Source organism: Neisseria lactamica, from assembly GCF_901482445.1.
GTDB lineage: Bacteria > Pseudomonadota > Gammaproteobacteria > Burkholderiales > Neisseriaceae > Neisseria > Neisseria lactamica.
The window spans coordinates 413254-436812 of record NZ_LR590477.1; the positions used below are offsets into that span (position 1 = coordinate 413254).

22 protein-coding genes are annotated in these 23559 nt (G+C 53.3%); 7 read left to right on the forward strand and 15 right to left on the reverse strand.

The features are described 5' to 3' along the window. Positions 1 to 121: 121 nt before the first annotated feature. A complete protein-coding gene (locus FGL10_RS02340; protein ID WP_003707627.1) occupies positions 122 to 340 on the forward strand; it encodes an HP1242/YdcH family protein in 219 nt (72 codons plus the stop codon). 159 nt (positions 341 to 499) lie between these two features. On the opposite strand, the gene FGL10_RS02345 is transcribed toward FGL10_RS02340, so the two are convergent. The 3 genes from FGL10_RS02345 to plsY all read right to left on the reverse strand — a co-directional run bounded on the left by FGL10_RS02345 (position 500) and on the right by plsY (position 3359). Further along, positions 500 to 1474, reverse strand: a complete 975-nt coding sequence (locus FGL10_RS02345) for a class 1 fructose-bisphosphatase (RefSeq protein ID WP_003707623.1) — start codon at positions 1472 to 1474, stop codon at positions 500 to 502. A 360-nt stretch (positions 1475 to 1834) separates the two neighbouring features. Continuing rightward, positions 1835 to 2680, reverse strand: coding sequence for a 23S rRNA (adenine(2030)-N(6))-methyltransferase RlmJ (locus tag FGL10_RS02355; RefSeq protein WP_003707618.1), 846 nt, complete (start codon positions 2678 to 2680; stop codon positions 1835 to 1837). Between the two features lie 76 nt (positions 2681 to 2756). Then, positions 2757 to 3359: a glycerol-3-phosphate 1-O-acyltransferase PlsY gene (plsY, locus tag FGL10_RS02360; RefSeq protein ID WP_036475025.1), complete on the reverse strand. Its 603-nt coding sequence runs from the start codon at positions 3357 to 3359 to the stop codon at positions 2757 to 2759. 55 nt (positions 3360 to 3414) lie between these two features. Here plsY and FGL10_RS02365 point away from each other — a divergent pair, with 55 nt between their 5' ends. Further along, positions 3415 to 3771, forward strand: a complete 357-nt coding sequence (locus tag FGL10_RS02365) for a dihydroneopterin aldolase (protein ID WP_002251344.1) — start codon at positions 3415 to 3417, stop codon at positions 3769 to 3771. 33 nt (positions 3772 to 3804) lie between these two features. Next, positions 3805 to 4341 carry an NUDIX hydrolase gene (locus tag FGL10_RS02370; protein WP_003707610.1) on the forward strand — a complete coding sequence of 179 codons (537 nt, stop codon included), beginning with the start codon at positions 3805 to 3807 and terminating at the stop codon, positions 4339 to 4341. A gap of 503 nt (positions 4342 to 4844) precedes the next feature. Here the strand turns inward: FGL10_RS02370 and FGL10_RS02375 are convergent. The 3 genes from FGL10_RS02375 to FGL10_RS02385 all read right to left on the reverse strand — a co-directional run bounded on the left by FGL10_RS02375 (position 4845) and on the right by FGL10_RS02385 (position 6761). Continuing rightward, positions 4845 to 5159: a hypothetical protein gene (locus FGL10_RS02375; RefSeq protein WP_080549628.1), complete on the reverse strand. Its 315-nt coding sequence runs from the start codon at positions 5157 to 5159 to the stop codon at positions 4845 to 4847. Between the two features lie 533 nt (positions 5160 to 5692). Next, positions 5693 to 6052: a fluoride efflux transporter CrcB gene (locus tag FGL10_RS02380; protein ID WP_003707603.1), complete on the reverse strand. Its 360-nt coding sequence runs from the start codon at positions 6050 to 6052 to the stop codon at positions 5693 to 5695. A gap of 28 nt (positions 6053 to 6080) precedes the next feature. Further along, complete coding sequence (locus FGL10_RS02385) at positions 6081 to 6761, reverse strand: energy-coupling factor ABC transporter permease (RefSeq protein ID WP_003707600.1); 681 nt, start codon at positions 6759 to 6761, stop codon at positions 6081 to 6083. Between the two features lie 169 nt (positions 6762 to 6930). Between FGL10_RS02385 and FGL10_RS02395 the strand changes: the two genes are divergently transcribed. Continuing rightward, on the forward strand, positions 6931 to 9948 hold the full coding sequence (locus tag FGL10_RS02395; protein WP_003707596.1) for a DNA translocase FtsK: 3018 nt from the start codon (positions 6931 to 6933) through the stop codon (positions 9946 to 9948). A gap of 70 nt (positions 9949 to 10018) precedes the next feature. Here FGL10_RS02395 and FGL10_RS02400 read toward each other — a convergent pair whose 3' ends face one another. Both FGL10_RS02400 and proB read right to left on the reverse strand, forming a co-directional pair. Then, entirely contained in the window at positions 10019 to 11281 is a 1263-nt protein-coding gene (locus tag FGL10_RS02400) for a glutamate-5-semialdehyde dehydrogenase (protein WP_003707594.1), read from the reverse strand. Between the two features lie 12 nt (positions 11282 to 11293). Beyond that, positions 11294 to 12403 (reverse strand): glutamate 5-kinase, encoded by a 1110-nt coding sequence (gene proB / locus FGL10_RS02405; RefSeq protein WP_003707589.1) that lies wholly within the window; start codon positions 12401 to 12403, stop codon positions 11294 to 11296. Between the two features lie 245 nt (positions 12404 to 12648). Here proB and FGL10_RS02415 point away from each other — a divergent pair, with 245 nt between their 5' ends. Together FGL10_RS02415 and FGL10_RS02420 are read left to right on the forward strand one after the other, a co-directional pair. Beyond that, entirely contained in the window at positions 12649 to 14442 is a 1794-nt protein-coding gene (locus FGL10_RS02415; protein ID WP_003707587.1) for a 2-isopropylmalate synthase, read from the forward strand. 94 nt (positions 14443 to 14536) lie between these two features. After that, the gene (locus tag FGL10_RS02420; protein WP_003712080.1) at positions 14537 to 15199 is read left to right on the forward strand and encodes a YecA family protein; all 663 of its coding nucleotides are present in this window, start codon (positions 14537 to 14539) and stop codon (positions 15197 to 15199) included. A 70-nt stretch (positions 15200 to 15269) separates the two neighbouring features. On the opposite strand, the gene lgt is transcribed toward FGL10_RS02420, so the two are convergent. Next, a complete protein-coding gene (gene lgt / locus FGL10_RS02425; RefSeq protein WP_003707583.1) occupies positions 15270 to 16118 on the reverse strand; it encodes a prolipoprotein diacylglyceryl transferase in 849 nt (282 codons plus the stop codon). Positions 16119 to 16195: 77 nt separating this feature from the next. Continuing rightward, on the reverse strand, positions 16196 to 17326 hold the full coding sequence (locus tag FGL10_RS02430; RefSeq protein WP_003707581.1) for a M14 family metallopeptidase: 1131 nt from the start codon (positions 17324 to 17326) through the stop codon (positions 16196 to 16198). Positions 17327 to 17494: 168 nt separating this feature from the next. Between FGL10_RS02430 and argB the strand changes: the two genes are divergently transcribed. Continuing rightward, a complete protein-coding gene (argB, locus tag FGL10_RS02435; protein ID WP_003707579.1) occupies positions 17495 to 18391 on the forward strand; it encodes an acetylglutamate kinase in 897 nt (298 codons plus the stop codon). 552 nt (positions 18392 to 18943) lie between these two features. Here the strand turns inward: argB and FGL10_RS02450 are convergent. The 5 genes from FGL10_RS02450 to FGL10_RS02475 form a co-directional block, all read right to left on the reverse strand. After that, positions 18944 to 19612 carry a histidinol-phosphatase gene (locus FGL10_RS02450; protein WP_003707575.1) on the reverse strand — a complete coding sequence of 223 codons (669 nt, stop codon included), beginning with the start codon at positions 19610 to 19612 and terminating at the stop codon, positions 18944 to 18946. Continuing rightward, a complete protein-coding gene (gene hda, locus FGL10_RS02455) occupies positions 19609 to 20277 on the reverse strand; it encodes a DnaA regulatory inactivator Hda (RefSeq protein ID WP_003707574.1) in 669 nt (222 codons plus the stop codon). Before hda ends, FGL10_RS02450 begins: the two co-directional genes overlap by 4 nt. Before the next feature lie 104 nt (positions 20278 to 20381). Then, the gene (locus FGL10_RS02460) at positions 20382 to 22151 is read right to left on the reverse strand and encodes an ABC transporter ATP-binding protein/permease (RefSeq protein ID WP_003707572.1); all 1770 of its coding nucleotides are present in this window, start codon (positions 22149 to 22151) and stop codon (positions 20382 to 20384) included. A 393-nt stretch (positions 22152 to 22544) separates the two neighbouring features. Beyond that, positions 22545 to 23192, reverse strand: a complete 648-nt coding sequence (locus tag FGL10_RS02470) for a DUF799 domain-containing protein (RefSeq protein ID WP_003707569.1) — start codon at positions 23190 to 23192, stop codon at positions 22545 to 22547. Further along, entirely contained in the window at positions 23189 to 23557 is a 369-nt protein-coding gene (locus FGL10_RS02475; RefSeq protein ID WP_003707566.1) for a DUF4810 domain-containing protein, read from the reverse strand. The genes FGL10_RS02470 and FGL10_RS02475 overlap by 4 nt, the downstream gene beginning before the upstream one ends. Between the last annotated feature and the right edge of the window lie 2 nt (positions 23558 to 23559).

Consider the following 23559-nt stretch of genomic DNA (forward strand, 5'->3'; position numbering starts at 1 on the left):
CGGCATCGGAAGAAAATTTTGCCGCATCCGATAAAATACTGGATAAAAATATTATCTTTGTTATAATCAATGTAAAGATTCAGTTTGCTTTTTAACCCGTTAATGAAGAGAGGAAAGCGATATGTTCCCAGAATACCGTGATTTGATTTCCAAATTGAAACAGGAAGATTCCCATTTCGCCCGTCTGTTTGACGAGCATAACGAGCTGGACGACAAAATTGCCGGTTTGGTCAACAATCCGGTTACCAGCGGCGCGGAAGCCATTGATGAGCTGAAAAAAGCCAAATTGAAACTGAAAGACGAGTTGTACGCCATCCTGCAAAAAGCGGCGGGCAAATAAATTCGGGCTTTAATTTTTAAAATGCCGTCTGAAAACTTTTCAGACGGCATTTTTGCCGTTTGGAAAGGCGGTTTTCTGTCTTTTTAAGGCTATAAACGAAATATCGGCGGCAGCGGCGGATGCGCGCTGCCGCCTTTCTTTATCGGTCAGGCAGCCTGTTTATTTTGAATGCAGGCGGTTGAGGTAATCCACTTCTTCGCTGCTGCCCATAATGACGGCGACGCGCTGGTGCAGGCTTTCGGGACGGATGCCGAGTATGTCCTGACAGGCGTTGCTTGCCGATGCGCCGGCTTGTTCAAGTATCAGGGCCATAGGATTGGCTTCGTACATCAGGCGCAGTTTGCCGGGTTTGGACGGGTCGCGTTTGTCTTGCGGATACATGAACACGCCGCCGCGCATCAGGATGCGGTGGATTTCGGCAACCATACTGGCTACCCAGCGCATATTGTAGTTTTTGCCGCGCGTACCGGTTTCGCCTGCCAAGAGTTCGTCTATGTATTGTTGTACGGGAGGAAACCAATGGCGGCGGTTGGACATATTGATGGCAAATTCTTTGGTGCTTTCGGGTACTTTCGGGTTTTCTTTGGTCAGCACGAATTCGTTTTCGGCATTGAGTGTGAACATATATACGCCGTGTCCGAATGTGAATACGAGCTGGGTTTGAGGCCCGTAAAGAACGTAACCAGCGGCAAGCTGCTGTCTGCCCGTTTGAAGGAATGATTCGGTTGCCAATGCGCCTTCGGGTTTTTCAAGGATGGAGAAAATCGTACCGACGGAAATGTTGACATCAATATTGGACGATCCGTCTAAAGGGTCGAATAGGACGAGATAGCGTCCGTTTTCACCGGCACTTACGAAAGTGTCTTCTTCCTCGCTTGCCAAACCGGCAACGGCAGGGTTGGCTTTGAGTGTGTCAATCATAATGTTGTTGGCGATAACATCCAGTTTTTTCTGGTCTTCGCCCTGAATATTGCCCGTGCCCGCCATACCCAATACGCCGGCCAGTGCGCCAAGGCGGACTTTGGCGTTGATTTCGGTGCAGGCGGAAACGACAGACAGCAAAACGCCGCCGAGTGCTTCGGGCAGCCGGTTTTGTTGCAGATGTTCGGGGAGGAATCGGGTCAGTGTGTCCATAGTTTGCTCGTTTCGGAAAGGTTTGTGCCGTCTGAAAGGCGGCAGATTGCTGCGGGGCGTTCCTTGCGGGACGGAATTGATTGGCGCGTTCCGCAGGATATCGCGTGGGATTGTAGTGGAAAAAAACGGCGCGGGGCAAGTCGGAACGCGGTAGGTGGATGAGGGGATATTTATTCTTATAGTGGATAAATTTAAACCAGTACAGCGTTGCCTCGCCTTGCCGTACTATTTGTACTGTCTGCGACTTCGTCGCCTTGTCCTGATTTTTGTTAATCCACTATAAAAGTGCCGGTTGCCGGTATATCGTCCGGCTTTGTTTGATGGGAGATGCCGTCTGAAGGGTTTCAGACGGCATCGGGGTCAGCGGATTTTGCTGTCCAACAGGTAGCGCGCGCCTTTGTCTTGCGCCAGCAGCCGCGTGAGGGCGGGGAGGTTTGTCGCCAATTGTTCCGCCAACAGATAGGGCGGATTGATGACGAACATTCCGCTGCCGTGCATACCGAAACCGTCGGTTTTCGGCGCGTGGACGTGCAGTTCGGCGTGAAGGTAGTTGTCGGGAACGAGTTTTTTCAGTTCTTCGGGCAGCTTGCGGCTTTCTTCGCGGCTCAAACAGGGATACCAAACCAAATAACAGCCGGACTCAAAACGTTTTAAAGCGGCTTTCAGCGTTTCCGTTACACGCCGGTAGTCCTGTTTTTCCTCGTAAGGCGGGTCGATGAGAATAACAGCGCGTCGCGGCGGGGGCGGCAGCAGGGAAATCAGCCCTTTGTAACCGTCTTCGCGCAACACTTGTCCGCGTTTGCCCAGTTCTGCTTCGCCCATATTGTTTTGCAGATGGACAAAGTCGGTGGGGTGCAGCTCAAATAGGCGCAATTTGTCGCCGACGCGGGTCAGCGATTGCGCCAGCCACGGAGAACCGCAGTAAAGTTCGGGCGAGGGCAGGATTTTTTGTATGTGCGCGGCAAAGTCAGACAATTCGGCAGGCAGGTTTTGCGCCTGTCGGAGCAGGGCGATGCCTTGCCGGTATTCGCCGACTTTCTGCGCCTCGTTGCCTTCGAGATTGTACAAACCCGCGCCGCCGTGCGTGTCGATGTACCAGTAGGGCTTGTCTTTGCGGTTGAAATATTGCAGCACTAAAAACAAGGTGAAGTGTTTGAGCATATCGGCATGGTTGCCGGCGTGGAATGCGTGTCTGTAACTGAGCATAGTCGGTAAAACGGCGGGATATTCGGATGCCGTCTGAAGCGGGGTTCAGACGGCATAAACAGGGATGGATGGGAAATCAGCGGCTGCCGCCGATTTTGCTTTCTCTGCCTTCGAGCAGCTTGACGATATTACTTTTGTGGCGGAACAACACCAGCAGGGCGATAAGGAGCGTCGCCCAAATCCAAGAAGGGTGGGGCATAAAAAACAGTGCGGCAAGGGGGGCGGCGATTGTGGCGGTTAATGCGGCAAGGGAGGACACCTTGAAGCCGAATGCCATCACAAGCCAAATCAACGCGCAGACCAAGGCAGTTGCGGGAGAGAGTGCCAGAAGCACGCCCAATGCCGTTGCCACGCCTTTGCCGCCCTTAAATCCGAAAAACACCGGCCACATATGCCCGACCAGCGCGGCGAGTGCGACGGCAGCGATTGCGCTGTCGGATAAACTGAGCGGTTCTTGAAACACGCGTGCAAGCAAAATGGCAACCAAACCTTTGGCAGCATCGCCCAAGAGCGTCAGCGCGGCTGCCTTTTTTTTGCCGCTGCGTAAAACATTGGTTGCACCGGGATTGCCCGATCCGTAGGTGCGCGGGTCGTCCATCCCGTAATACTTGGAAACGATGACGGCGAAAGAAAGTGAGCCGATCAGATAGGAAACGGCAACAGCCGGTATGTTGAACATTTGCGGTACTTTACTTAGAATGGTGCGGTTATTTTAGCAAAAAACGGGGCGGATTATGGATAAAATCTTTTTGCACGGCATCAAGGCGGATACGCTTATCGGCGTGTACGGCTGGGAGCGCGAACGGTTGCAGACCCTGATTGTCGATTTGGACATCGGCATTCCCGAGAAAGCGGGTTCGGACGACGATATTGCCAATACGGTACATTATGCCGAGGTATGCGAAACGCTGCGCCGACATCTGAAAGAACAGGATTTCCTGCTTTTGGAAGCGTTGGCGGAATATATTGCCGATTTGGTTTTGGGATATTTCGGCGCGGTGTGGGTGCGCGTGAAAATCGTCAAGCCGGGTATTTTGGAAGGCGTGCGCGAGGTTGGAGTGGAAATCGAGCGCGGCAAGCGTGAAGATTGAACGGCAGAATAGGAAACGGAAAGGAGATATGAAGTGGATTTAAGGGAAGTAAAATTAGGCGGCGAAACCATTTACGAGGGCGGTTTCGTCAGTATCAGCAAGGATAAGGTCAGGCTGCCCAACGGTAACGAAGGGCAGCGCATCGTCATCCGTCATCCGGGCGCGGCGTGCGTGTTGGCGGTAACGGATGATGAAAAGGTCGTTTTGGTGCGGCAGTGGCGTTATGCGGCAAATCAGGCGACATTGGAACTTCCTGCGGGCAAGCTGGATGTGGCGGGTGAGGATATGGCGGCGTGTGCGCTGCGAGAACTGGCTGAAGAAACGCCTTATACCGCCGACAGCGTGCGCCTGCTTTACAGTTTTTATACGGCGGTCGGTTTTTGCAACGAAAAAATGTATCTGTTCGAAGCGGAAGGCGTATGTTTGGGCAGTACGCTTGCCAATGACGAAGACGAGATTACGGAAACCGTATTGATGTCGAAGGAGGAAGTCCGTCAGGCATTGGCAAACGATGAAATTAAAGACGGTAAAACATTAATCGGTTTGCAATACTGGTTGATGAAGGATTGACAGGATGTTGGAACTGCCCGCCGGAGTAGATCGGCGGGCAGTTTGTTTGGCGGATGGGGTATGGTTTTTCTGATTTCGGCTTCGGGGAGGCAAGGGTTCGGCTTGCCGTCGGACGCGCCCTTTAAAGTAATTTGTGCTTTAGTAATAGGAGTAGGGTATGGTATGGGCTGATAATTACCCAAAAGAACGTGATAATTTTTAAGAATGGTTAATAATGAAAATCTTTGTTACTAATTTTTTTTACTGGTTTATTAGTTTATTGGCTCTTTCTTATATACCATCTATTAATGCATGGCATGATGAATTAATAGATGATATTAATTTTGGCAAAAGGGTTATGATGGTTACTTTTTTTGCATTTTTAGACGCAGCAATAGAGAGTTTTTTTTAATAAAAAGCCTTGGTAGGATAAACCTACCAAGGCTTTTTCTTTGTTATAGACCTAACAGCTTAATTTGAGAACGGTAATTGGCACAGCCAGTATTTAAACAAGCGAAGCCGATTTATTGTTCTTCCTTTTTTTTATATAATGGTCTATTCATTGATGGATTACTTTTTAAGAATACAACATTAATAGTATCAGACACTCGTAAACATGAAATTTCTGATACAAAACCTATATAGGCTTGACCATGATAAAAAAATCTATAACGAAGAACTGGATATGAACTCTTACCTGTTAATCTCTCTTCAACAACTGCTTTTGTATGTATTGTTTCACCATATTTTAATAAAAAATCTGTAATTAATGAACAGTAAAGAGCATAAGATATACCTCCTACAATTATAAAGACAATTAAAATATTCTTTATTTTCATTTTGAACGCTGGTTATTATTTGATTTCTAATATATGTAAATTCTTGAGAATTATAACTTTAAAGAAGATTTTTCACTGTTAACAATAATCAAATATTAAGAACTTGATGAAGAGTACCGTGAGAACCATTAATAATAAATATAAAACATGTTTTATAAAAAACCTTTTAGTGACGACACCTTTATATGCTTCCTCCTTAGATAATAACATAAAAATCAAGTTTATAGAAGAAAAAACAAGAATTTCAACAATTAATATAGGGGTAGAAGTAAATACAAACCTCTGCATGAAAATTGACCATGGATGCTCTTTATATGTTATCAAACTATGATGGCCATCCAGTGTAAAGAATGCTAAAAAGCTAACAATAGGTAACTCTATTAAAACAATAGCTATATTCTTCCATTTATCATTTTTTTGTACCATTGGAATTGCTCTATGTGATTCCGTTTACACTATAGTAATTTGTCCTCTTTATGCTTTCTTGATTATACATAGATTATGTCAAAACCAAAGGAAGCAATTTTTTGCGGTTATTTGACTGCCGCCCCTATCTTCAGCCCGATCCAGGTCAGCAGCAGCGAACCCGCCGTATGTAGGAAAATATTGGCAAGTGCCGAAGCGGGACGATTCGATTGGAGCAGGGTTACGGTTTCCAGTGAAAATCCGGAAAGCGTGGTCAGGCTGCCGAGAAAACCGGTAATCAGCAGCAGCTTCCATTGCGGGTGGCTGACGGTTTCGGCAAAGATTCCGATAAGAAAAGCGCCTATCCAGTTGGCAAACAGGTTGCCTGTGGCAGGCGACATGGCGGCAGGAACGGCGAAGTTGAGCAACCAGCGCGCAGTTGCACCGAATGCCGCACCGATAGAAAGGGGGATGATGTTGGAAAGCATGGTTTTGTCTGCCTATGCCGTCTGAAGGCTACCGCCATATGCCGCGGTCGGACTTCAGATAGCGGTTGTCGTCGAAAGTGTTGATCCAATGCGGCTTCAGTGCAACAAATATGGCGGTGGCTATGCCGCTGAGGAAGGCTTCCGCCCACGCCAGCAGAATAAAGACGGGCAGGGCGGTCGTCCACAATATTTCGGACGGAAAAGCGTTTGCGGCATCCAAAATACCGGTCAGCACCAGCCCGGTCAGCAGAATGCCGACGGCGGAAGCGAGAAAGCCGTTGACGAAAATAAAGATGAAAATATTGGGCGGCAGGCGGTCGACCAGCATACGCGACAGGCGGTTGACGACAAGTGCGGGCAGAATCAGCACCAAAGCGTTCGACGGATATGCGCCGGCAGAACCGGCAAACAGCAGGTAGTAGGGCAACATCAGCAGCGCGGCAAGCCAAAAGGCGGCAGAGGTATCCACCATCAGAGCGACCAGGTTGACGGCGAGCAGGTGATAGCTCATTTGGGCAAGTTGTCCGCCGCCGGCAGAGGCGTTCAAACACCACGCGGCGGAGAAAATGACCACGCAGGCGGGGACGGCGGAACGGTAGCGGACGAGCGAGCGGAATGCCGACGGCGCGGATGCCGCCAATAGGAGGATGAGTGCGATCCATGAAGCCACCAGCAGCATATCCGAAAACCAAACTGTTTGGAAAATCATAACAATGCCGAAAAGACAAGGAAATGCCGGCCATTATACTGTCGGCGGGGGCAAACCGAAAGCCGCGCCGGTTTGTGCGGAATTGCCGGCCGGCTGTTTTGTTTGGGATGGAAACACGTTAAAATAAGCCGGTCTAATCGTTCATCATTCGTCTTGCGGGAAACGGCATATGTTTTGGATAGTTTTGATTGTTATTTTGTTGCTTGCCCTTGCCGGCCTGTTTGTTGTCCGCGCCCGCTCGGAACGAGAGTGGGTAAGGGAGTTGGCGGAGCGGCAGGAAGGCGGCGGACGGGCGGAGTTGCCGGAAATCAAAGACGGGATGCCCGATTTTTCCGAGCTTGCCCTGATGCTTGTCCGGGCGGTTAAGGCGATGGTGTGCTGCCTGTCGGACGGCATCGTCCGTTTTTGCCGGAATTATCTGGCACACGAGTCCGAACCGGACCGGCCGGCTCCTTCCGATGATGGAGACGGTGCGTCCGGTGCGCCTGAATTTCGGGATGAGGCCGGGGATACGGCGGATAAAGCGGATGAAGCGGTAGGATGCGCCCCGCAGGAGCGGACGGACGGCGGGGAAGATATTGAAACCGCCATCATCGGCAACCGCAGCATCTGTTCCGACCGGGAGAACGGCATCCCTATGCCGTCTGAAAGCGGGTATCCGCCTGTCCGCCCCGTGGTTCAAACGTTTCAGGAAATCACATTGGAAGAGGCGAAGCGGGCTTTGAACAATGCGCTTGCGGCGGCAAGGAAGGAGCGGTATATCGGCACGTTTGAAAAAAACGGAATGGCCGCGCCCAAGGTACGGGTATCCGATACGCCGATGGAAGGGCTGCCGATTATCGGTTTGGACGACCCTGTGCTTCAGCGCGCGCGCGCGTTCGTTTCCGATGCGGACAAAAGCCCCGAGCCTTCGGACGATGCGTTCGAACCCTATTTTGAACGTGTGTCCCGGCCCGCACGCCGTGAAATTGAAGCCGGGCATTTCCCACCCCGAGGCAATGCCGGATTTGACGCGCAGCCGGCGGCAACGTCGCCGGCTGCGCCCCGGGGGGAATCCGTTTCAGACGGCATTGCCGGAGTCCGCCGCGTTCCCATCAATTTGAAAGAGCCGAACAAGGCGACGGTTTCTGCGGAGGCGAGGATTTCGCGGCTGATTCCGGCACATAAGGCTGCCGGTGCGGTGCGGTTCGGCGGTTTGCCGTCCGAACCTGAAAACGCGGCGGATGAAGCCCGTCCGGCCGGGGATTCGGATGAAGCTGCCGATGTCCGTATCGTAAAGCCTGCCGCGCCGGATGCGTGGGTGGTCGAGCCGCCCGAAGTGCCGGCGGTTGCCGTGCCTGAAATCGATATTCTGCCGCCTCCGCCCGTGTCGGAAATCTATGGGCGCGATGATGATTTGCCGGAGGGGTTCGAGCAGGCGTACGGCCGCCGCCTTGCCGAAATAGCCCGCCTTGCCTGCGATACGCCCGAAGGCGGTTTGCAGGACGGGGAAGCAGGCAATCTTTCGGACGAAAGGGAGGAACAGGCCGGCAGCGAAAGAAACGAAGATGAAGACGGAGGTGGAGGCGGAGGCGGGCAATATCTGTCCGATGGGGGAGCGTCCCGGTATCGCGGCACGGATGCGGCGATGCCGTCTGAACGCCCGTCCTGCCGGGCATCGGATACGGAAGCGGATGAAGGGGCGTTCCAATCGGAAGAAACCGGTGCGGTATCCGAACACCTGCCGACAACCGACCTGCTTCTGCCTCCGCTGTTCAATCCCGAGGCGACGCAAACCGAAGAAGAACTGTTGGAAAACAGCATCACCATCGAAGAAAAATTGGCGGAGTTCAAAGTCAAGGTCAAGGTTGTCGATTCTTATTCCGGCCCCGTGATTACGCGTTATGAAATCGAACCCGATGTCGGCGTGCGCGGCAATTCCGTTCTGAATCTGGAAAAAGACTTGGCGCGTTCGCTCGGCGTGGCTTCCATCCGCGTTGTCGAAACCATCCCCGGCAAAACCTGTATGGGTTTGGAACTTCCGAACCCGAAACGCCAAATGATACGCCTGAGCGAAATCTTCAATTCGCCCGAGTTTGCCGGATCCAAATCCAAGCTGACGCTCGCGCTCGGTCAGGACATCACCGGACAGCCCGTCGTAACCGACTTGGGCAAAGCGCCGCATTTGCTGGTTGCCGGTACGACCGGTTCGGGCAAATCGGTGGGTGTCAACGCGATGATTCTGTCTATGCTTTTCAAAGCCGCGCCGGAAGACGTACGTATGATTATGATCGATCCGAAAATGCTGGAATTGAGCATTTACGAAGGCATCCCGCACCTGCTCGCCCCTGTCGTTACCGATATGAAGCTGGCGGCAAACGCGCTGAACTGGTGTGTTAACGAAATGGAAAAACGCTACCGCCTGATGAGCTTTATGGGCGTGCGCAATCTTGCGGGCTTCAATCAAAAAATCGCCGAAGCCGCAGCAAGGGGGGAGAAAATCGGCAATCCGTTCAGCCTCACGCCCGACGATCCCGAACCTTTGGAAAAACTGCCGTTTATCGTAGTCGTGGTCGATGAGTTTGCCGATTTGATGATGACCACAGGCAAGAAAATCGAAGAACTGATTGCCCGCCTTGCCCAAAAAGCCCGCGCGGCAGGTATCCATCTTATCCTTGCCACGCAACGCCCCAGCGTCGATGTGATTACAGGGTTGATTAAGGCGAACATCCCGACGCGCATCGCGTTCCAAGTGTCCAGCAAAATCGACAGCCGCACGATTCTCGACCAAATGGGTGCGGAAAACCTGCTCGGGCAGGGCGATATGCTGTTCCTGCCGCCGGGTACGGCCTATCCGCAGCGCGTACACGGCGCGTTTGCTTCGGATGAAGAGGTGCACCGCGTGGTCGAATATCTGAAGCAGTTCGGCGAGCCGGACTATGTTGACGATATTTTGAGCGGCGGCGGCAGCGAAGAGCTGCCCGGCATCGGGCGCAGCGGCGACGGCGAAACCGATCCGATGTACGACGAGGCTGTATCTGTCGTTTTGAAAACGCGCAAAGCCAGCATTTCGGGCGTGCAGCGAGCCTTGCGTATCGGCTACAACCGCGCCGCGCGTCTGATTGACCAGATGGAGGCGGAAGGCATTGTGTCCGCACCGGAACACAACGGCAACCGTACGATTCTCGTCCCCTTGGACAATGCTTGATTTTTTGCAAATGGAAATGCCGTCTGAAGACTGTTTCAGACGGCATTTTTATCGGATGTTTGAATTCGGATTATTCCCTAACCTGTCCCGTGCCTTGTACGATGTATTTGTAACTCGTCAGCTCTTTCAAACCCATCGGACCCCGGGCGTGAAGTTTTTGCGTGGAGATGCCCATTTCGCAACCCAAGCCGAATTCGCCGCCGTCGGTAAAGCGCGTGGACGCGTTGACATACACGGCGGCAGAATCGATATGGGTCGTGAAATAGTCCGCAGTGTGGCGGTTTTCGGTAACGATGCCGTCTGAATGGTGCGTGCCGTGGGCTTCGATGTGCCCAACCGCCTCTTCGATCGAAGCGACGGTTTTCACGGCGAGGATGTAGTCTAAAAACTCGGTATCGAAATCGTCTGCACCCGCTGCTTCGCCGCCGATATGCCGCGCCGCCTGCGGATCCAAACGGAAGCGGACGGGCGGCAGTCCGGCTTTTATACGGTCGCGAACCAACAGCCGTTCGAGCTTGGGCAGGAAGTCGGCAGCAATGTCTTCATGCACCAGCAGCACTTCCATCGAGTTGCACACGGACGGACGGCTGGTTTTGGCGTTGCGGACAATGCGGATTGCCTTTTCTAAGTCCGCATCTTTATCGACGTAGATGTGGACAATGCCCGTCCCCGTTTCAATGACCGGCACGACGGCATTCTCAACCACCGCCCGTATCAGCCCCGCCCCGCCGCGCGGAATCAGCAGGTCTAGATAATCTTTCGCCCTCATCATTTCGTAACTGCTTTCGCGCCCGGTGTCTTCAATCAACTGGAGCGCGTCGGGGTCGATGCGGGTTTGTGCCAACCCCGTTTTCAGGGCGGCAACGATGGCGCGTGCGGATTGGAATGCATCTTTGCCGCTGCGGAGTACGACCGCGCTGCCGCTTTTCAGTGCCAAAGCCGCCGCATCGGAAGTAACGTTCGGGCGGCTTTCGTAAATAATGCCGATAACGCCCATCGCTACGCGCTTTTTGATGATTTCCAAGCCGTTGGGCAATGTCGAGGTTTCCAGTATTTCGCCCACGGGGTCGGGCAGCGCGGCAACCGCCCTGATGCCGTCCGCCATCGCGCCAATGCGTTTTTCGTCCAACAAAAGGCGGTCGGTCATGCTTTCGGGAATTTTGCCTGCCGCCGCTTTCAAATCCAAACGGTTTGCCGCCAAAATATTTTCCGCCGCCGCTTCCAGGCTGTCCGCCATAGCAAGCAGCGCGCGGTTTTTTTCTTCCGTATCCGCCGTGTTGGCGGATTTTTTTGCCGCTTTGGCAAGGGCAAGCTGTTTTTGTGTGTTTGACATGGGTTTCCTTTTCTAAAATTCGGTCAGAAGCAGGCGTATTTCGGGCGTAATGGAAATCCAATCGTCCCGATGGATGAACACGCCTTTCGCTTTGCGCGATTTGAGCAGGTCTTCGGCGGCGGCAGAGCCGAAAAGGACGCGCCCTTTGCCCAAAGGCTGTTTGGTTGCGTTGCTGTACACGGTTACGGTGTCCATACGGGAAAAATGCCCTTCGATTCCGGCAACGCCCGACATCAGCAGGCTTTTTCCCTGTTCCGACAAGGCGTGTTCCGCACCTTCGTCCACATAAACGCCGCCCCGGCTTTCCGAGTAAAACGCCAGCCATTGTTTCTGCGTCCTCAAGCCTTTGGCACGGGGGACGAAAAACGAGCCGTCCGCCTGATGTCCGGCGGCTTCGGCAAGGGCGTTGTCTTTAAGCGAGGAACAGATATACACCGGGACGCCGGATTCGGTCGCAATCGTCGCCGCTTTGATTTTGGTCAGCATCCCGCCCGTGCCGTTTGCCGAACCCGCGCCGCCCGCCATTGCGATAATCTCATGGTTGATGTGTTCGATTTTATCCAGCCGTACGGCATCGGGATTGCTGTTCGGGTTGCCGGTATAAAGTCCGTCTATGTCGGTCAGCAGTACCAAGAGGTCTGCCTGTATCATCGCCGCAACCTGCGCGCTGAGCGTGTCGTTGTCGCCGATTTTCAACTCTTCGACAGAAACCGTGTCGTTTTCATTGATAATGGGGACGGCGCGGCGTTGCAGTAGTACGGAAAGCGCGGCGGCGGCATTTTGGTAGCGGCGTTTGTCGGAAAAGTCGGCGCGGTTGAGCAGGATTTGCGCGGACACGATGCCGTCTGAAGACAGGCAGGCGGTGTATTCTTCCATCAGCAGCCCCTGCCCGACGGCGGCGGAAGCCTGTTTGTCGGCAATTTTAACCGGGCGTTTTTTGAAACCGAGTGCGCCGAACCCTGCCGCAACCGCGCCGGATGAAACCAAAACCGTCTCGTGTCCGGCGCGGTGCAGCGCGGCGAGCTGGCGGGTCAGGGCTTGGATTTTGCCGCGCGAGAGCGTGCCGTCCGGACAGGTTAGCGAAGAAGTTCCGACTTTAAATACGATTCTTTTATATTTCATTGTTTCCGTCCTTGTTGGTTTGTCCCGTCGGGCTGCCGCCTTGTACCGCCGAATTTGCCCTGTTCTGCCGCAATTGTCAACAATCACGCCGCATCTGCAATAAAATAGACAAAATGTATAAAATTAATAAAATCTATGGCGGCTTATTGAGATTTTTTCAAATCGATATTGCCGTTTTGTCTAAAATGCGTATAATCCCATCCATATTCCTGTTGTGGGCAGATTGATTTTAGACAAGGAACATTATGCAATTAGACATTGACCGCTTGGTTGCTTATTTCGGCGGCGTGAACGCGCTTGCCGAAGCGTTGAAACAGCACGATCCCGAAAATGCCGCGACGACCGCCGCCATCTACAAATGGCGCACGCGCGGGTCGCTGCCCCTGGCGCAACTGCAAAAGCTGACCGCGCTGGCAGAGGCGCAAGGCAGGCCGCTGGATTTGAATGCTTTTTTACAAAAAAACGAATCTCTGGAGAGAACAGAAATGACACAGACCAACCGCGTAATTATTTTTGATACTACCCTGCGCGACGGCGAACAATCGCCCGGCGCCGCTATGACCAAAGAGGAAAAAATCCGCGTCGCCCGCCAATTGGAAAAATTGGGCGTGGACATCATCGAAGCGGGTTTTGCCGCTGCCAGCCCGGGCGATTTCGATTCGGTCAATGCGATTGCCAAAATCATCACCAAATCCACAGTCTGCTCGTTGGCGCGTGCCGTTGAAAACGATGTGCGTAAGGCAGGCGAAGCCGTTTCGCCTGCGCCGAAAAAACGCATCCATACCTTCATCGCCACCAGCCCCATCCATATGGAGCACAAACTGAAAATGAAGCCGCAGCAGGTCATCGATGCGGCGGTCAAAGCAGTGAAAATCGCCAAAGAATACACCGACGATGTGGAATTTTCCGCCGAAGACGCCGTGCGTTCGGATTTGGACTTCCTCGCCAAAATCTTTACGGCGGTTATCGAAGCGGGTGCGACCACCATCAATATTCCCGATACCGTCGGCTATTCCATTCCTTCTGTGTGGTACGAACGTATCAGCAACATCATCAAAAGCGTGCCCAACGGCGACAAAGTAGTCTGGTCGACCCACTGCCACAACGATTTGGGTATGGCGGTTGCCAATTCGCTGGCCGCTGTTCAGGCAGGCGCGCGCCAGGTGGAATGTACCGTCAACGGTTTGGGCGAACGCGCGGGCAATGCCAGCCTTGAAGAAATCGTGATGGCGTTGAAAGTGCGCCACGACTTGTTCGGCTTGGAAACCGGCATCGACACCACGCAAATCGTGCCTTCGTCCAAACTGGTGTCCACCATTACCGGCTATCCCGTCCAGCCCAACAAAGCCATCGTCGGCGCGAATGCGTTTTCGCACGAATCGGGCATCCATCAGGACGGCGTGCTGAAACACCGGGAAACTTATGAGATTATGTCCGCCGAATCGGTCGGCTGGGCAACAAACCGTTTGAGCTTGGGCAAATTGTCGGGCCGCAACGCCTTCAAAACCAAGCTGGCGGATTTGGGCATCGAGTTGGAAAGCGAAGAGGCGTTGAATGCCGCGTTTGCCCGCTTCAAAGAACTCGCCGACAAAAAACGCGAAATCTTCGATGAAGACCTGCACGCGCTGGTGTCGGACGAAATGGGCAATATGAATACCGAAAGCTATAAATTCATTTCCCAAAAAATCAGCACCGAAACCGGCGAAGAGCCGCGCGCCGACATCGTGTTCAGCATCAAAGGCGAAGAAAAACGCGCTTCCGCAACCGGTTCCGGCCCGGTTGATGCGATTTTCAAAGCGATTGAGAGCGTGGCGCAAAGCGGCGCGGCTTTGCAGATTTATTCCGTCAACGCCGTCACGCAAGGTACGGAAAGCCAGGGCGAAACCAGCGTCCGTCTGGCGCGCGGCAACCGCGTCGTCAACGGTCAGGGCGCGGATACCGACGTTTTGGTCGCCACCGCCAAAGCCTACCTCTCCGCCTTGAGCAAACTGGAATTTAGTGCCGCCAAACCGAAAGCGCAGGGCAGCGGTACGATTTGAGCGTGAAAGCGGGCAATGCCGTCTGAAGCAGAAAAAGGCTTCAGACGGCATTGCGGCGATAATAGGGCGCAAAACCCATTTGAAAAGGAAAATGATGGATTCCCGAAAATTTACCGAAGCATCCAAACGGCGGTTGGGCGAATTGTTGGATGCCAAAAGCGAACACGGCAACACGATGCGTTGCGACGAGGTTCAAGGTTTTATGACGGCACTGTTGAGCGGGCCGGACAAACTGACACCGTTCGACTGGCTGCCGGAAGTGTTGGGCGACGAATCGCAATTTACCGCCGCCGAACGTTCCGAAATCGAACGGCTGGTTTTGGCAATGGCGATGGACATAACCGCCGCGATGTCGGATAAAAAGCTGCCCGATTTGTGGCTGTATGAAAACGAAGACGGCGGCAGCGATTTTTACACTTGGTGCAATGCTTATCTTTACGGTTTGGATATTGTGCCGACCGATTGGTTTGAAGCCGCCGATGATGAAGAGTTTGAAGAGTTGTTTTATCCCATCATGGCGTTGGGCGGTATTTACGACGAAGAGGAAAACGGCGCTATCCGGCTGCAATTCACAGAAGGCGAGCTGGCGGAACTGGAATCCGAGTTGCCTTATGCCTTAGCAGATATTTACCGCTACTGGCAGGCGGTCATCAACAAGCCGCAAACCGTCCGCAGGGAAGGGGCAAAAACCGGCAGGAACGATCCCTGTTCTTGCGGCAGCGGCAGGAAATACAAGGCGTGTTGCGGTAAGAATTGACGGCTCGGGCGGAATAAAACGCCGTCTGAAATGCAGTTTGCGTTTCAGACGGCGTTTTTGTCGGAAAGGCTTAATGCTTCCTGCTGCCGAAAAAGATGAAGCCGGCGATACCCAAAACAATCATCGGGACGCTCAGCCATTGCCCCATCGACAGCCCCAAGGTCAGCAGCCCGAGATAATCGTCGGGTTGGCGTGCGAATTCGGCAATGAAGCGGAACACGCCGTAGCCGCCGAGAAAGAGCGCGGCAGTCTGCCCGGCCGGGCGCGGTTTTTTGGAAAACAGCCACACGGCGATAAACAGGCAGATGCCTTCAAGGGCAAACTGATAAAGCTGCGAGGGATGACGCGGCAGCATACCGTATTGTTGCAGCCAATCTGCCCAAAGGGGATTGTGCGCGGCGGCTTCGGCATCTTCGTAATGCGCCTGCGGGAAGCCCATTGCCCAAAATGCGTTAATGTCGGTAATGCGTCCCCAAAGTTCGCCGTTGATGAAGTTGCCGATACGGCCGGAAGCGAGACCCAGCGGAACGAGCGGGGCGACCGTATCCGTCAGTTTGAGGAAGCCGATGCCGTGCTTGCGGCTGAACAACCACATGGCAATAACTACACCCAAAAATCCGCCGTGAAACGACATTCCGCCTTCCCATACTTTAAAAATATCAAGCGGATGGGCGAGGTAGTCGGAGAATTTGTAAAACAGGACATAACCCAAACGGCCGCCCAAAATCACGCCCAAAATGCCCCAGGTGAGGAAGTCGTCGAGCGATTCTTTGGTAAAAACGGACAAGCCTTGCGCGATGCGCCTTCTGCCGAGAAAGGTAAAAAGAATAAATCCGAGGATGTAGCTTAGGGCATACCAGCGGACGGCAAGCGGGCCGATACTGATAAGGACGGGGTCGAATTGGGGATGGGTAATCATGATGTTCCTTGATTTCAATTTCAAATGCCGTCTGAAAAGGGGAAGGGCTTTCAGACGGCATTTTTCAGTGGGGAGTGTCAACGCAAATCGCCGGCGACGTTCAAAATGGCGGACAACGCGGCTTCGCCCAAACGCAGCGAACGCTGACCGTTCCAGCCGAAATCGTCGTCGGGCAGATTGGCATTGTCTTTGAACGGCATTTCCAGCGTGTAGGCAAGGCAGTTGAAACGGTTGCCGACCCAGTTGGTCGCCAAGGTCATGTTGGCCTGACCGGGCGCGTCTTTTTCGTAGCCGTATTCGTCTTGGAAATCAGGGCTGGCGTTCAAAAGGGCGGTTTTGAACTGTGTTTCCAACGCGGAAATGCGCGGCGAGTAGTTCGGCACGCCTTCCGTACCTGCAACAAAGACAAAGGGCAGCCCTTCGTCGCCGTGGATGTCCAAAAACAGATCCACGCCGGTTTCCAGCATTTTTTCGCGCACGAAGAACACTTCGGGGCTTTTTTCCACCGTCGGGTTTTCCCACTCGCGGTTGAGGTTCGCACCGGCGGCGTTGGTACGCAGGTTGCCCAGTGCCGAACCGTCGGGGTTCATGTTTGGCACGATGTAGAACGTGGCGCGGTCGAGCAGGGTGCGTGCTGTCGGGTCTTGCGGGTCGAGTAATCTGCCGAGCAGCCCTTCGACGAACCATTCCGCCATCGTTTCGCCCGGATGCTGGCGGGCGGTAATCCAGATTTTCAAATCGCTTTCGGCCTGATTGCCGATGGTCAGCAGATTGATGTCGCGCCCTTGCACGGTGCTGCCCAAGTCGTCGATACGGCACAGCCCGCTGCCTTGCGCGTCGCCCAAAAGGTTTAAATGTTGTTCTTCGGAATAGGGTTCGAAATAGGCGTAGTAGATGCTGTTGGATAACGGCGTGTGGTTGATGGTCAGTACGCCGTTTTCGTAGGAAGTCGGTACGCGGAACCAGTTGCGTCTGTCGTATGAGGCGCAAGCCTGATAATCTTCCCAGCCTTTCGGGTAGGCGGCTTCTGCCGCGTTTTCAAAACGTATGGTGCAGTTTTGATAGGCCGCGCCTTGCAGCCGGAAGTAGAACCATTGTGCGAAATCGGAAGCATTGTCGGGACGCAGGGCGAGGCGGATGTTGTCAGGATTGCTTAAGTCTTTGACGATGACGGAGCCGGCATCGAAGCGGGTGCTGATTTTAATCATAGGGAGTCCTTGCTGTCGGCCGGTTTCTCGAACCGGATAAGTTGTGATTTTACCGCCCGTATTGCAAGGCTTCAACCTGCCCGAAGGTGTGCCGGATGCCGTCTGAAGATTGTTTCAGACGGCGTTTGGCGTTAACATAAGCCGAAATTGTCAACAATAGGGATCGTTATGGAGTCTGAAAACATTATTTCCGCCGCCGACAAAGCGCGTATCCTTGCCGAAGCGCTGCCTTATATCCGCCGTTTTTCCGGTTCTGTCGCCGTCATCAAATACGGCGGCAACGCGATGACCGAACCTGCCTTGAAAGAAGGGTTTGCCCGCGATGTCGTGCTGCTGAAGCTGGTCGGCATTCATCCCGTCATCGTTCACGGCGGCGGGCCGCAGATCAATGCGATGCTTGAAAAAGTCGGCAAAAAGGGCGAGTTTGTCCAAGGAATGCGCGTTACCGACAAAGAGACGATGGATATTGTCGAAATGGTGTTGGGCGGACACGTCAACAAAGAAATCGTGTCGATGATTAACACATATGGCGGACACGCCGTCGGCGTGAGCGGACGCGACGATCATTTCATTAAGGCGAAGAAACTTTTGGTCGATACGCCCGAACAGAATGGCGTGGACATCGGACAGGTCGGTACGGTGGAAAGCATCGATACCGGTTTGGTTAAAGGGCTGATAGAACGCGGCTGCATTCCCGTCGTCGCCCCCGTCGGCGTAGGTGAAAAAGGCGAAGCGTTCAACATCAACGCCGATTTGGTGGCAGGCAAATTGGCGGAAGAATTGAACGCCGAAAAACTCTTGATGATGACAAATATCGCCGGTGTGATGGACAAAACGGGCAATCTGCTGACCAAACTCACGCCGAAACGGATTGATGAACTGATTGCCGACGGCACGCTGTATGGCGGTATGCTGCCGAAAATCGCTTCTGCGGTCGAAGCCGCCGTCAACGGTGTGAAAGCCACGCATATCATCGACGGCAGGTTGCCCAACGCGCTTTTGCTGGAAATCTTTACCGATGCCGGTATCGGTTCGATGATTTTGGGCAGTGGGGAAGATGCCTGAAGCAAAGTCGGAAGATGCCGGCTTGGGCGGGAAGCCCGTTTGTCCGGTTTCTGTTTTTGGGGTTTCGGGCAATTTCCAAACCGTCATTCCTGAAAAAATAGAAACAAAAACAGAAGCCTAAGATCCGTCATTCCCGCCGGGAATCTGGTTTTTTGAAATCCGGTTGTTTGGGATAAATTCTCCGGCTTTGATTTTCTGTTTTTCCGATAACGCCATAACTTTGAAATTTCGTCATTCCCGCGCAGGCGGGAATCCAGACCTGTCGGCACGGAAACTTGTCGGATAAAACGGTTTCTCCAACCCTGCGTTTCAGATTCCCACTTTCGTGGGAATGACGGGATTTTAGGATGAAGATGGCGGGAGTCGGTGGATTGGTGGGCTGAAGCCCACCCTACAGCCCACCCTACGCCAGGATTACATCACGTCCTACAGCCCGGACTGCAGCACGCCCTATGCAACTGCTTTCGAGGGAATGATGATAGAGGGGTTTCCCTTTGAATTTACTATAAAAATGCCGTCTGAACGCCGAATCGGGCTTCAGGCGGCATCGCGTCATTTGAAATTCAAAACCGGCCAGCCTTTCTCTTTGGCTTCTTTTTCCAGTTCGGCATCGGGGTTGACGGCGACGGGTTCGCTGACGAGGCGCAGCAGCGGCAGGTCGTTTTTGGAATCGCTGTAAAAATAGGTTTTGCCGTAGCTTTCGAGCGTTTCACCGCGTTCGGCAAGCCATTGGTTCAGGCGGGTGATTTTGCCTTCTTTGAGGCTGGGCGTGCCGATGTAATTGCCGGTGTAGCGGCCGTCGGGCCCGGTTTCAAGTTGCGTGCCGATGATGTTGGCAATGCCGAAAAGGTGGCAGACGGGAGTGATGATGAACTCGTTGGTCGATGAGATAACGAGGGTTTCGTCGCCTGCCATTTGGTGGCTCTGCACCAGCATACGCTGCATAGGCGAGATGTGGGGGATGATGTATTCCGCCATAAATTCGCGGTGGAATTCCGCCAGCTCTTCTTTGCTGTAACGGGCGAGCGGGGCGAGGTGGAATTTGAGGAATGCGTCGATGTCGAGGCAGCCGTTTTGGTAGTCGCGGTAGAATTTTTCGTTTTGCGCTTCGGTTTCGGCAGCGTCAACCAAGCCTTTTTTGATGAGGTATTGCGGCCAGGCGTGGTCGGAATCGGTGTTGATGAGGGTGTTGTCGAGGTCGAAGATGGCGAGGTTTTTCATTGGGTTTCCTGTTGTTTCAAAAGCTGGCGCAAAAGCGGCAGGGTGATGCGTTTGCCCATCGTGACGGCGTAGTTGTCCAGCGTGTCGAGCATCATCATCAGGCTGTCCATATCGCGCCGCCAGTGTTTGAGCAGGTATTCGAAAATTTCGGAATCGACGGTTACTTGGCGTGCCGCCGCCATACTGGCGAGCGCGTCGATTTTTTCTTGGTCGGTCAGGGGTTTGACTTCGTAAACGAGGCAGTATGCCATACGCGTCCGCAAGTCTTCGCGGATGACGAGCTGCTGGGGCGTGTATTCCGAACCGAGCAGCAAAAAGCCTTTGCCGCTGTTGCGGAAGCGGTTGAAGATGGAAAAAAGCAGGGCTTGTTCTTCGTTGCCCAGTTTTTCGACTTGATCGACGGCGAGGTATTCCGCCTCAAACGCGGCATCGGTCAGCGGCATGGAGGCGGCATCGATATAGGCGGCGTTTTTGCCGGCTTCGAGCGCCTGTGCGACCCACGCCTGCAAAAGGTGGCTTTTGCCCGCGCCTTCTTCACCCCAGACATAAATGAATTGTCCGTGTTTGTGTCGGAGGACATAGACCAGTTCCGCGTTTTCCGTGCCGAGGAATTTGTCGAAACCCGGATAGTCGTGTGCGGCAAAGTCGAAAATAAGCTGGTTCACGGTTCGGCATTCCGAGGGGTGGTAAACGGGTTTATTGTACGTTGTTTTCGCGTGCTTTATCAATTTGAAAAATGCCGTCTGAAAACGGCTTCAGACGGCATCGTTCAACCGCAGGCAACGTTGCCGACATCGAGGTGCATATTGTGGAACGCGTTGAGCGTGCTTCGGTGTCCGATGCTGATGATGATGCTGTCGGGCAGTTTTTGCTTTAAGGCGCGGTAGAGTGCGGCTTCGGCCGGCTCGTCCAAGGCGGCGGTGGCTTCGTCGAGCAGGACGATTTTGGGCTTGGAAAGCAGGGCGCGGACGAAGGCGACGCGTTGCAGTTCGCCGGGGGAGAGTTTGTGCTGCCAGTCGTCTGTTTTGTCCAATTTGTCAATCAGATAACCCAAGCGGCAGGTGTTCATGGCTTCGGCTAACTCGGGATGCTGTTTGTCGATATCGGGGTAACAAACCGCGTCGCGCAGGCTGCCCTGTGCCGTGTACGGGCGTTGCGGCAGGAAGAGGATGTCTTGATGCGGCGGACGGCTGACTTTGCCGCTGCTGCCGAACGGCCAAAGCCCTGCCAGCGCGCGCAGCAGCGAGGTTTTGCCGCAACCGCTCGGACCGCGTATCAGCAGGGAATCGCCGTTTTTGAGGTTGATATTGATGCCGTCCAATAAAACTTCGCCGTTGTGGCGGAACAGGGCGACGTTTTCCAGCGCAATGCCGTCTGAAACTTCGCTAATCTCGGGTTGTTGCGTGCTGTGTTGTTCTTCGGTACTCAGCAAAAAGCCGTGCAGACGCTCCAATCGGGCGCGGTAGGCGGTGAATTTGTTGTAGAACATCCGGAAGAAAGACAGCGCGTTTTGCAGTCGTGCAAAGGCTTGGACGGTCTGCTGGATGTCGCCGATTTTGATTTGTCCGGCAAACAGGCGCGGTGCTTGCAAAATAATCGGGAAGAGTTTGATGCCGTTGGTGAACATATCGTTAAAGCCGCTCAAGCAGACGCTTTGCCGCGCAATGCGCCAACGGTTGCGGATAATGGCTTTAAAACGGTCGGAAAGCCGGTCGTGTTCGTGTTTTTCGCCGCTGTAAAACGCCACGCTTTCGGCGTGGTCGCGCACGCGGATGAGGGAATAACGGTAGTCGCCGTTGAGCTTTTCGTTTTCATAGTTGTAACGAATCAAGGGGTTGCCTATCCACATGGCGATAAAGGTCGCCAAAATCACAAAGATAAAGACGAACCACACAATGCCGTGCGGAATGTCGAAGCCGAACACGGTCAGGATGCCTGCCAAGCCCCACAAAACAACGGCAAATTCCAGAGAAGTAACGACCGAATTGACCATGCCGCGCACAAATTCGATGGTCGAAGCGATAAATTCCTGCGCGTCCTGTTGGATACGCTGGTCGATGTTGTCCGGCGCGTGGCGGCGCATTTGCAGGCGGTAGTAGTTTTTGCCGGCAAGCCAGCGCGTGGTCAGCACTTCATTGAGACGCTCCGACCATTTAATCGCCAAGCCTTGATCGAGGAAGTCGTTGACGACGTTGTTAAACGCCCGTATCAGCACCACGCCCGCGTTCATTGCGGCAAACATCCAAAATGCCGAAGCATTCAAATCCTGCATCGAGTCGTAAAGCCCTTTGGACATAAAGGTACTTAACACATTCAGCCGCACTTCGGTTAACAGCAGCGTAATCATCGCCGTAATCAGCAGCAAGACTTTGACCGTACTTTTCGGTGTCAGGCAAAGGCGCAGGATATAGGCAAACTCGCGCCCGAAGCGCGTTTTCCGTGTCAAAAACAGAATCACCGCTGAAGCGGCGGCGACCGTCAATAAGGTCTGCAACAGCCAAGACGGCGTGGAATAAAGCTCGGTTTGCCATTTCTGCATGGGAAGTCTCTTACGGTATCAATGCCGTCTGAAAAAGACGGGTACAGTTGATTTTTTGATGAAGTTTGGGGAAGTTTTGCCGGTCAGGGCATATTGCTTGTTATAGTGGATTAAATTTAAATCAGGACAAGGCGACGAAGCCGCAGACAGTACAGATAGTACGGCAAGGCGAGGCAACGCTGTACTGGTTTAAATTTAATCCACTATAATTTACCATACAACCACGCCGGAATTAAGTTTGAATTTGAATAAAAGGTTCGGGTTCTGCAAAATACAGAACCCGAACCTTGTTCGGATATTGAAATCGGCTGCCCGATTTTGGGCGGTGCGGCTTGGAAGTATCAAGATTCGCATATGCCGTCTGAAGCTCGGAGAGGTTCGGACGGCATATGCTTATTTGGACTGCTCTTCGACAAACCTCGGGCCTTTCAGGATGCCGTTGCGGGAATAGGGCGACAGCAGGTCGTATGCGGCGGCTTTGGAAACCTGATAACCGCGGTCGGTCAGGCTGTTGGCAATCTGGTTGACCACTGCGCCGACCAAAGCACCCAGCAGACCGCTGTTGCTGTTGTTGCTGCCTTCGCGGATACTGGCCGAACCCGACCACAACACTTTCCCGTTGCGGGAATCGACCAGCCGTGCTCTGGCGGATACGGTCGTTACGCTGTCTAAAATTTGATATGAAGTGCCGTATTCGGTAATTGTAATGTACAAAACCGCATCATTGCCGAAAATCTGATGCAGCTTTTCCGGCCGGACGGCGTGAATATCGGCGGCATTGGTCAAGCCGTTTTGTTTGAAGGTTTCCTCCACGACTGCGGCGGGGAAGACGTAATAGCCGGCTTCGGAAAGCGGCTCGGCGGTCGAAGCCAGCATCCCCCAAGTGCCGTTGACATCGGGCGATTCGTTCAGGGGCGGTACGACCAGAATCGAGGCGGGCTTGCTTTCTTTGAATGCCGTGTAGTCGAAATCGGGAGCTTTTTGAACTTGGCAGGCAGACAGCGCCAACACGGCGGCAAGCCCTAAAATCAAAGGTTTCATCGCTTGCCTCCTTTACCGGTTTTCATCAGGAAGTCCATAAATACGCCCGATTCGGGAAACAGCCTTTTCTCTTCTTCAAACTGGCGGAACGCGCCCTCTTTGTCTCCCGAATGGGAAAGCAGCAGTCCCAAATGGGCGTGCGCACCCGGTGCGGCGTTCATTTGTTTGTTGCGTGCCTGCACAAAATATTTTTGCATATTTTCGGTCTGTTTGCCCAAAGAGGTATCGCTGTTTTTCAAACCTTCGTAAACGGTATCGGGATAGTCGCCGTAATAATACAGGTCTTTATGCCCGCTGCCGCCGCAGGCGGCCAAAGCAAAGACTGCGGCATACAGCGGCAGGCGGATAAATGTTTTCGGATTCATGA

Coding starts and splice junctions, on each gene's coding strand:
- FGL10_RS02460 (WP_003707572.1), bottom strand. CDS start 22,151: ATGCAGAAATGGCAAACCGAGCTTTATTCCACGCCGTCTTGGCTGTTG.
- FGL10_RS02375 (WP_080549628.1), bottom strand. CDS start 5,159: ATGAAAATAAAGAATATTTTAATTGTCTTTATAATTGTAGGAGGTATA.
- FGL10_RS02475 (WP_003707566.1), bottom strand. CDS start 23,557: ATGAATCCGAAAACATTTATCCGCCTGCCGCTGTATGCCGCAGTCTTT.
- FGL10_RS02395 (WP_003707596.1), top strand. CDS start 6,931: ATGTTTTGGATAGTTTTGATTGTTATTTTGTTGCTTGCCCTTGCCGGC.
- FGL10_RS02355 (WP_003707618.1), bottom strand. CDS start 2,680: ATGCTCAGTTACAGACACGCATTCCACGCCGGCAACCATGCCGATATG.
- FGL10_RS02345 (WP_003707623.1), bottom strand. CDS start 1,474: ATGGACACACTGACCCGATTCCTCCCCGAACATCTGCAACAAAACCGG.
- FGL10_RS02420 (WP_003712080.1), top strand. CDS start 14,537: ATGGATTCCCGAAAATTTACCGAAGCATCCAAACGGCGGTTGGGCGAA.
- FGL10_RS02470 (WP_003707569.1), bottom strand. CDS start 23,192: ATGAAACCTTTGATTTTAGGGCTTGCCGCCGTGTTGGCGCTGTCTGCC.
- argB (WP_003707579.1), top strand. CDS start 17,495: ATGGAGTCTGAAAACATTATTTCCGCCGCCGACAAAGCGCGTATCCTT.
- FGL10_RS02340 (WP_003707627.1), top strand. CDS start 122: ATGTTCCCAGAATACCGTGATTTGATTTCCAAATTGAAACAGGAAGAT.
- plsY (WP_036475025.1), bottom strand. CDS start 3,359: ATGTTCAACATACCGGCTGTTGCCGTTTCCTATCTGATCGGCTCACTT.
- FGL10_RS02400 (WP_003707594.1), bottom strand. CDS start 11,281: ATGTCAAACACACAAAAACAGCTTGCCCTTGCCAAAGCGGCAAAAAAA.
- FGL10_RS02450 (WP_003707575.1), bottom strand. CDS start 19,612: ATGAAAAACCTCGCCATCTTCGACCTCGACAACACCCTCATCAACACC.
- proB (WP_003707589.1), bottom strand. CDS start 12,403: ATGAAATATAAAAGAATCGTATTTAAAGTCGGAACTTCTTCGCTAACC.
- lgt (WP_003707583.1), bottom strand. CDS start 16,118: ATGATTACCCATCCCCAATTCGACCCCGTCCTTATCAGTATCGGCCCG.
- FGL10_RS02380 (WP_003707603.1), bottom strand. CDS start 6,052: ATGCTTTCCAACATCATCCCCCTTTCTATCGGTGCGGCATTCGGTGCA.
- FGL10_RS02430 (WP_003707581.1), bottom strand. CDS start 17,326: ATGATTAAAATCAGCACCCGCTTCGATGCCGGCTCCGTCATCGTCAAA.
- FGL10_RS02385 (WP_003707600.1), bottom strand. CDS start 6,761: ATGATTTTCCAAACAGTTTGGTTTTCGGATATGCTGCTGGTGGCTTCA.
- FGL10_RS02415 (WP_003707587.1), top strand. CDS start 12,649: ATGCAATTAGACATTGACCGCTTGGTTGCTTATTTCGGCGGCGTGAAC.
- FGL10_RS02365 (WP_002251344.1), top strand. CDS start 3,415: ATGGATAAAATCTTTTTGCACGGCATCAAGGCGGATACGCTTATCGGC.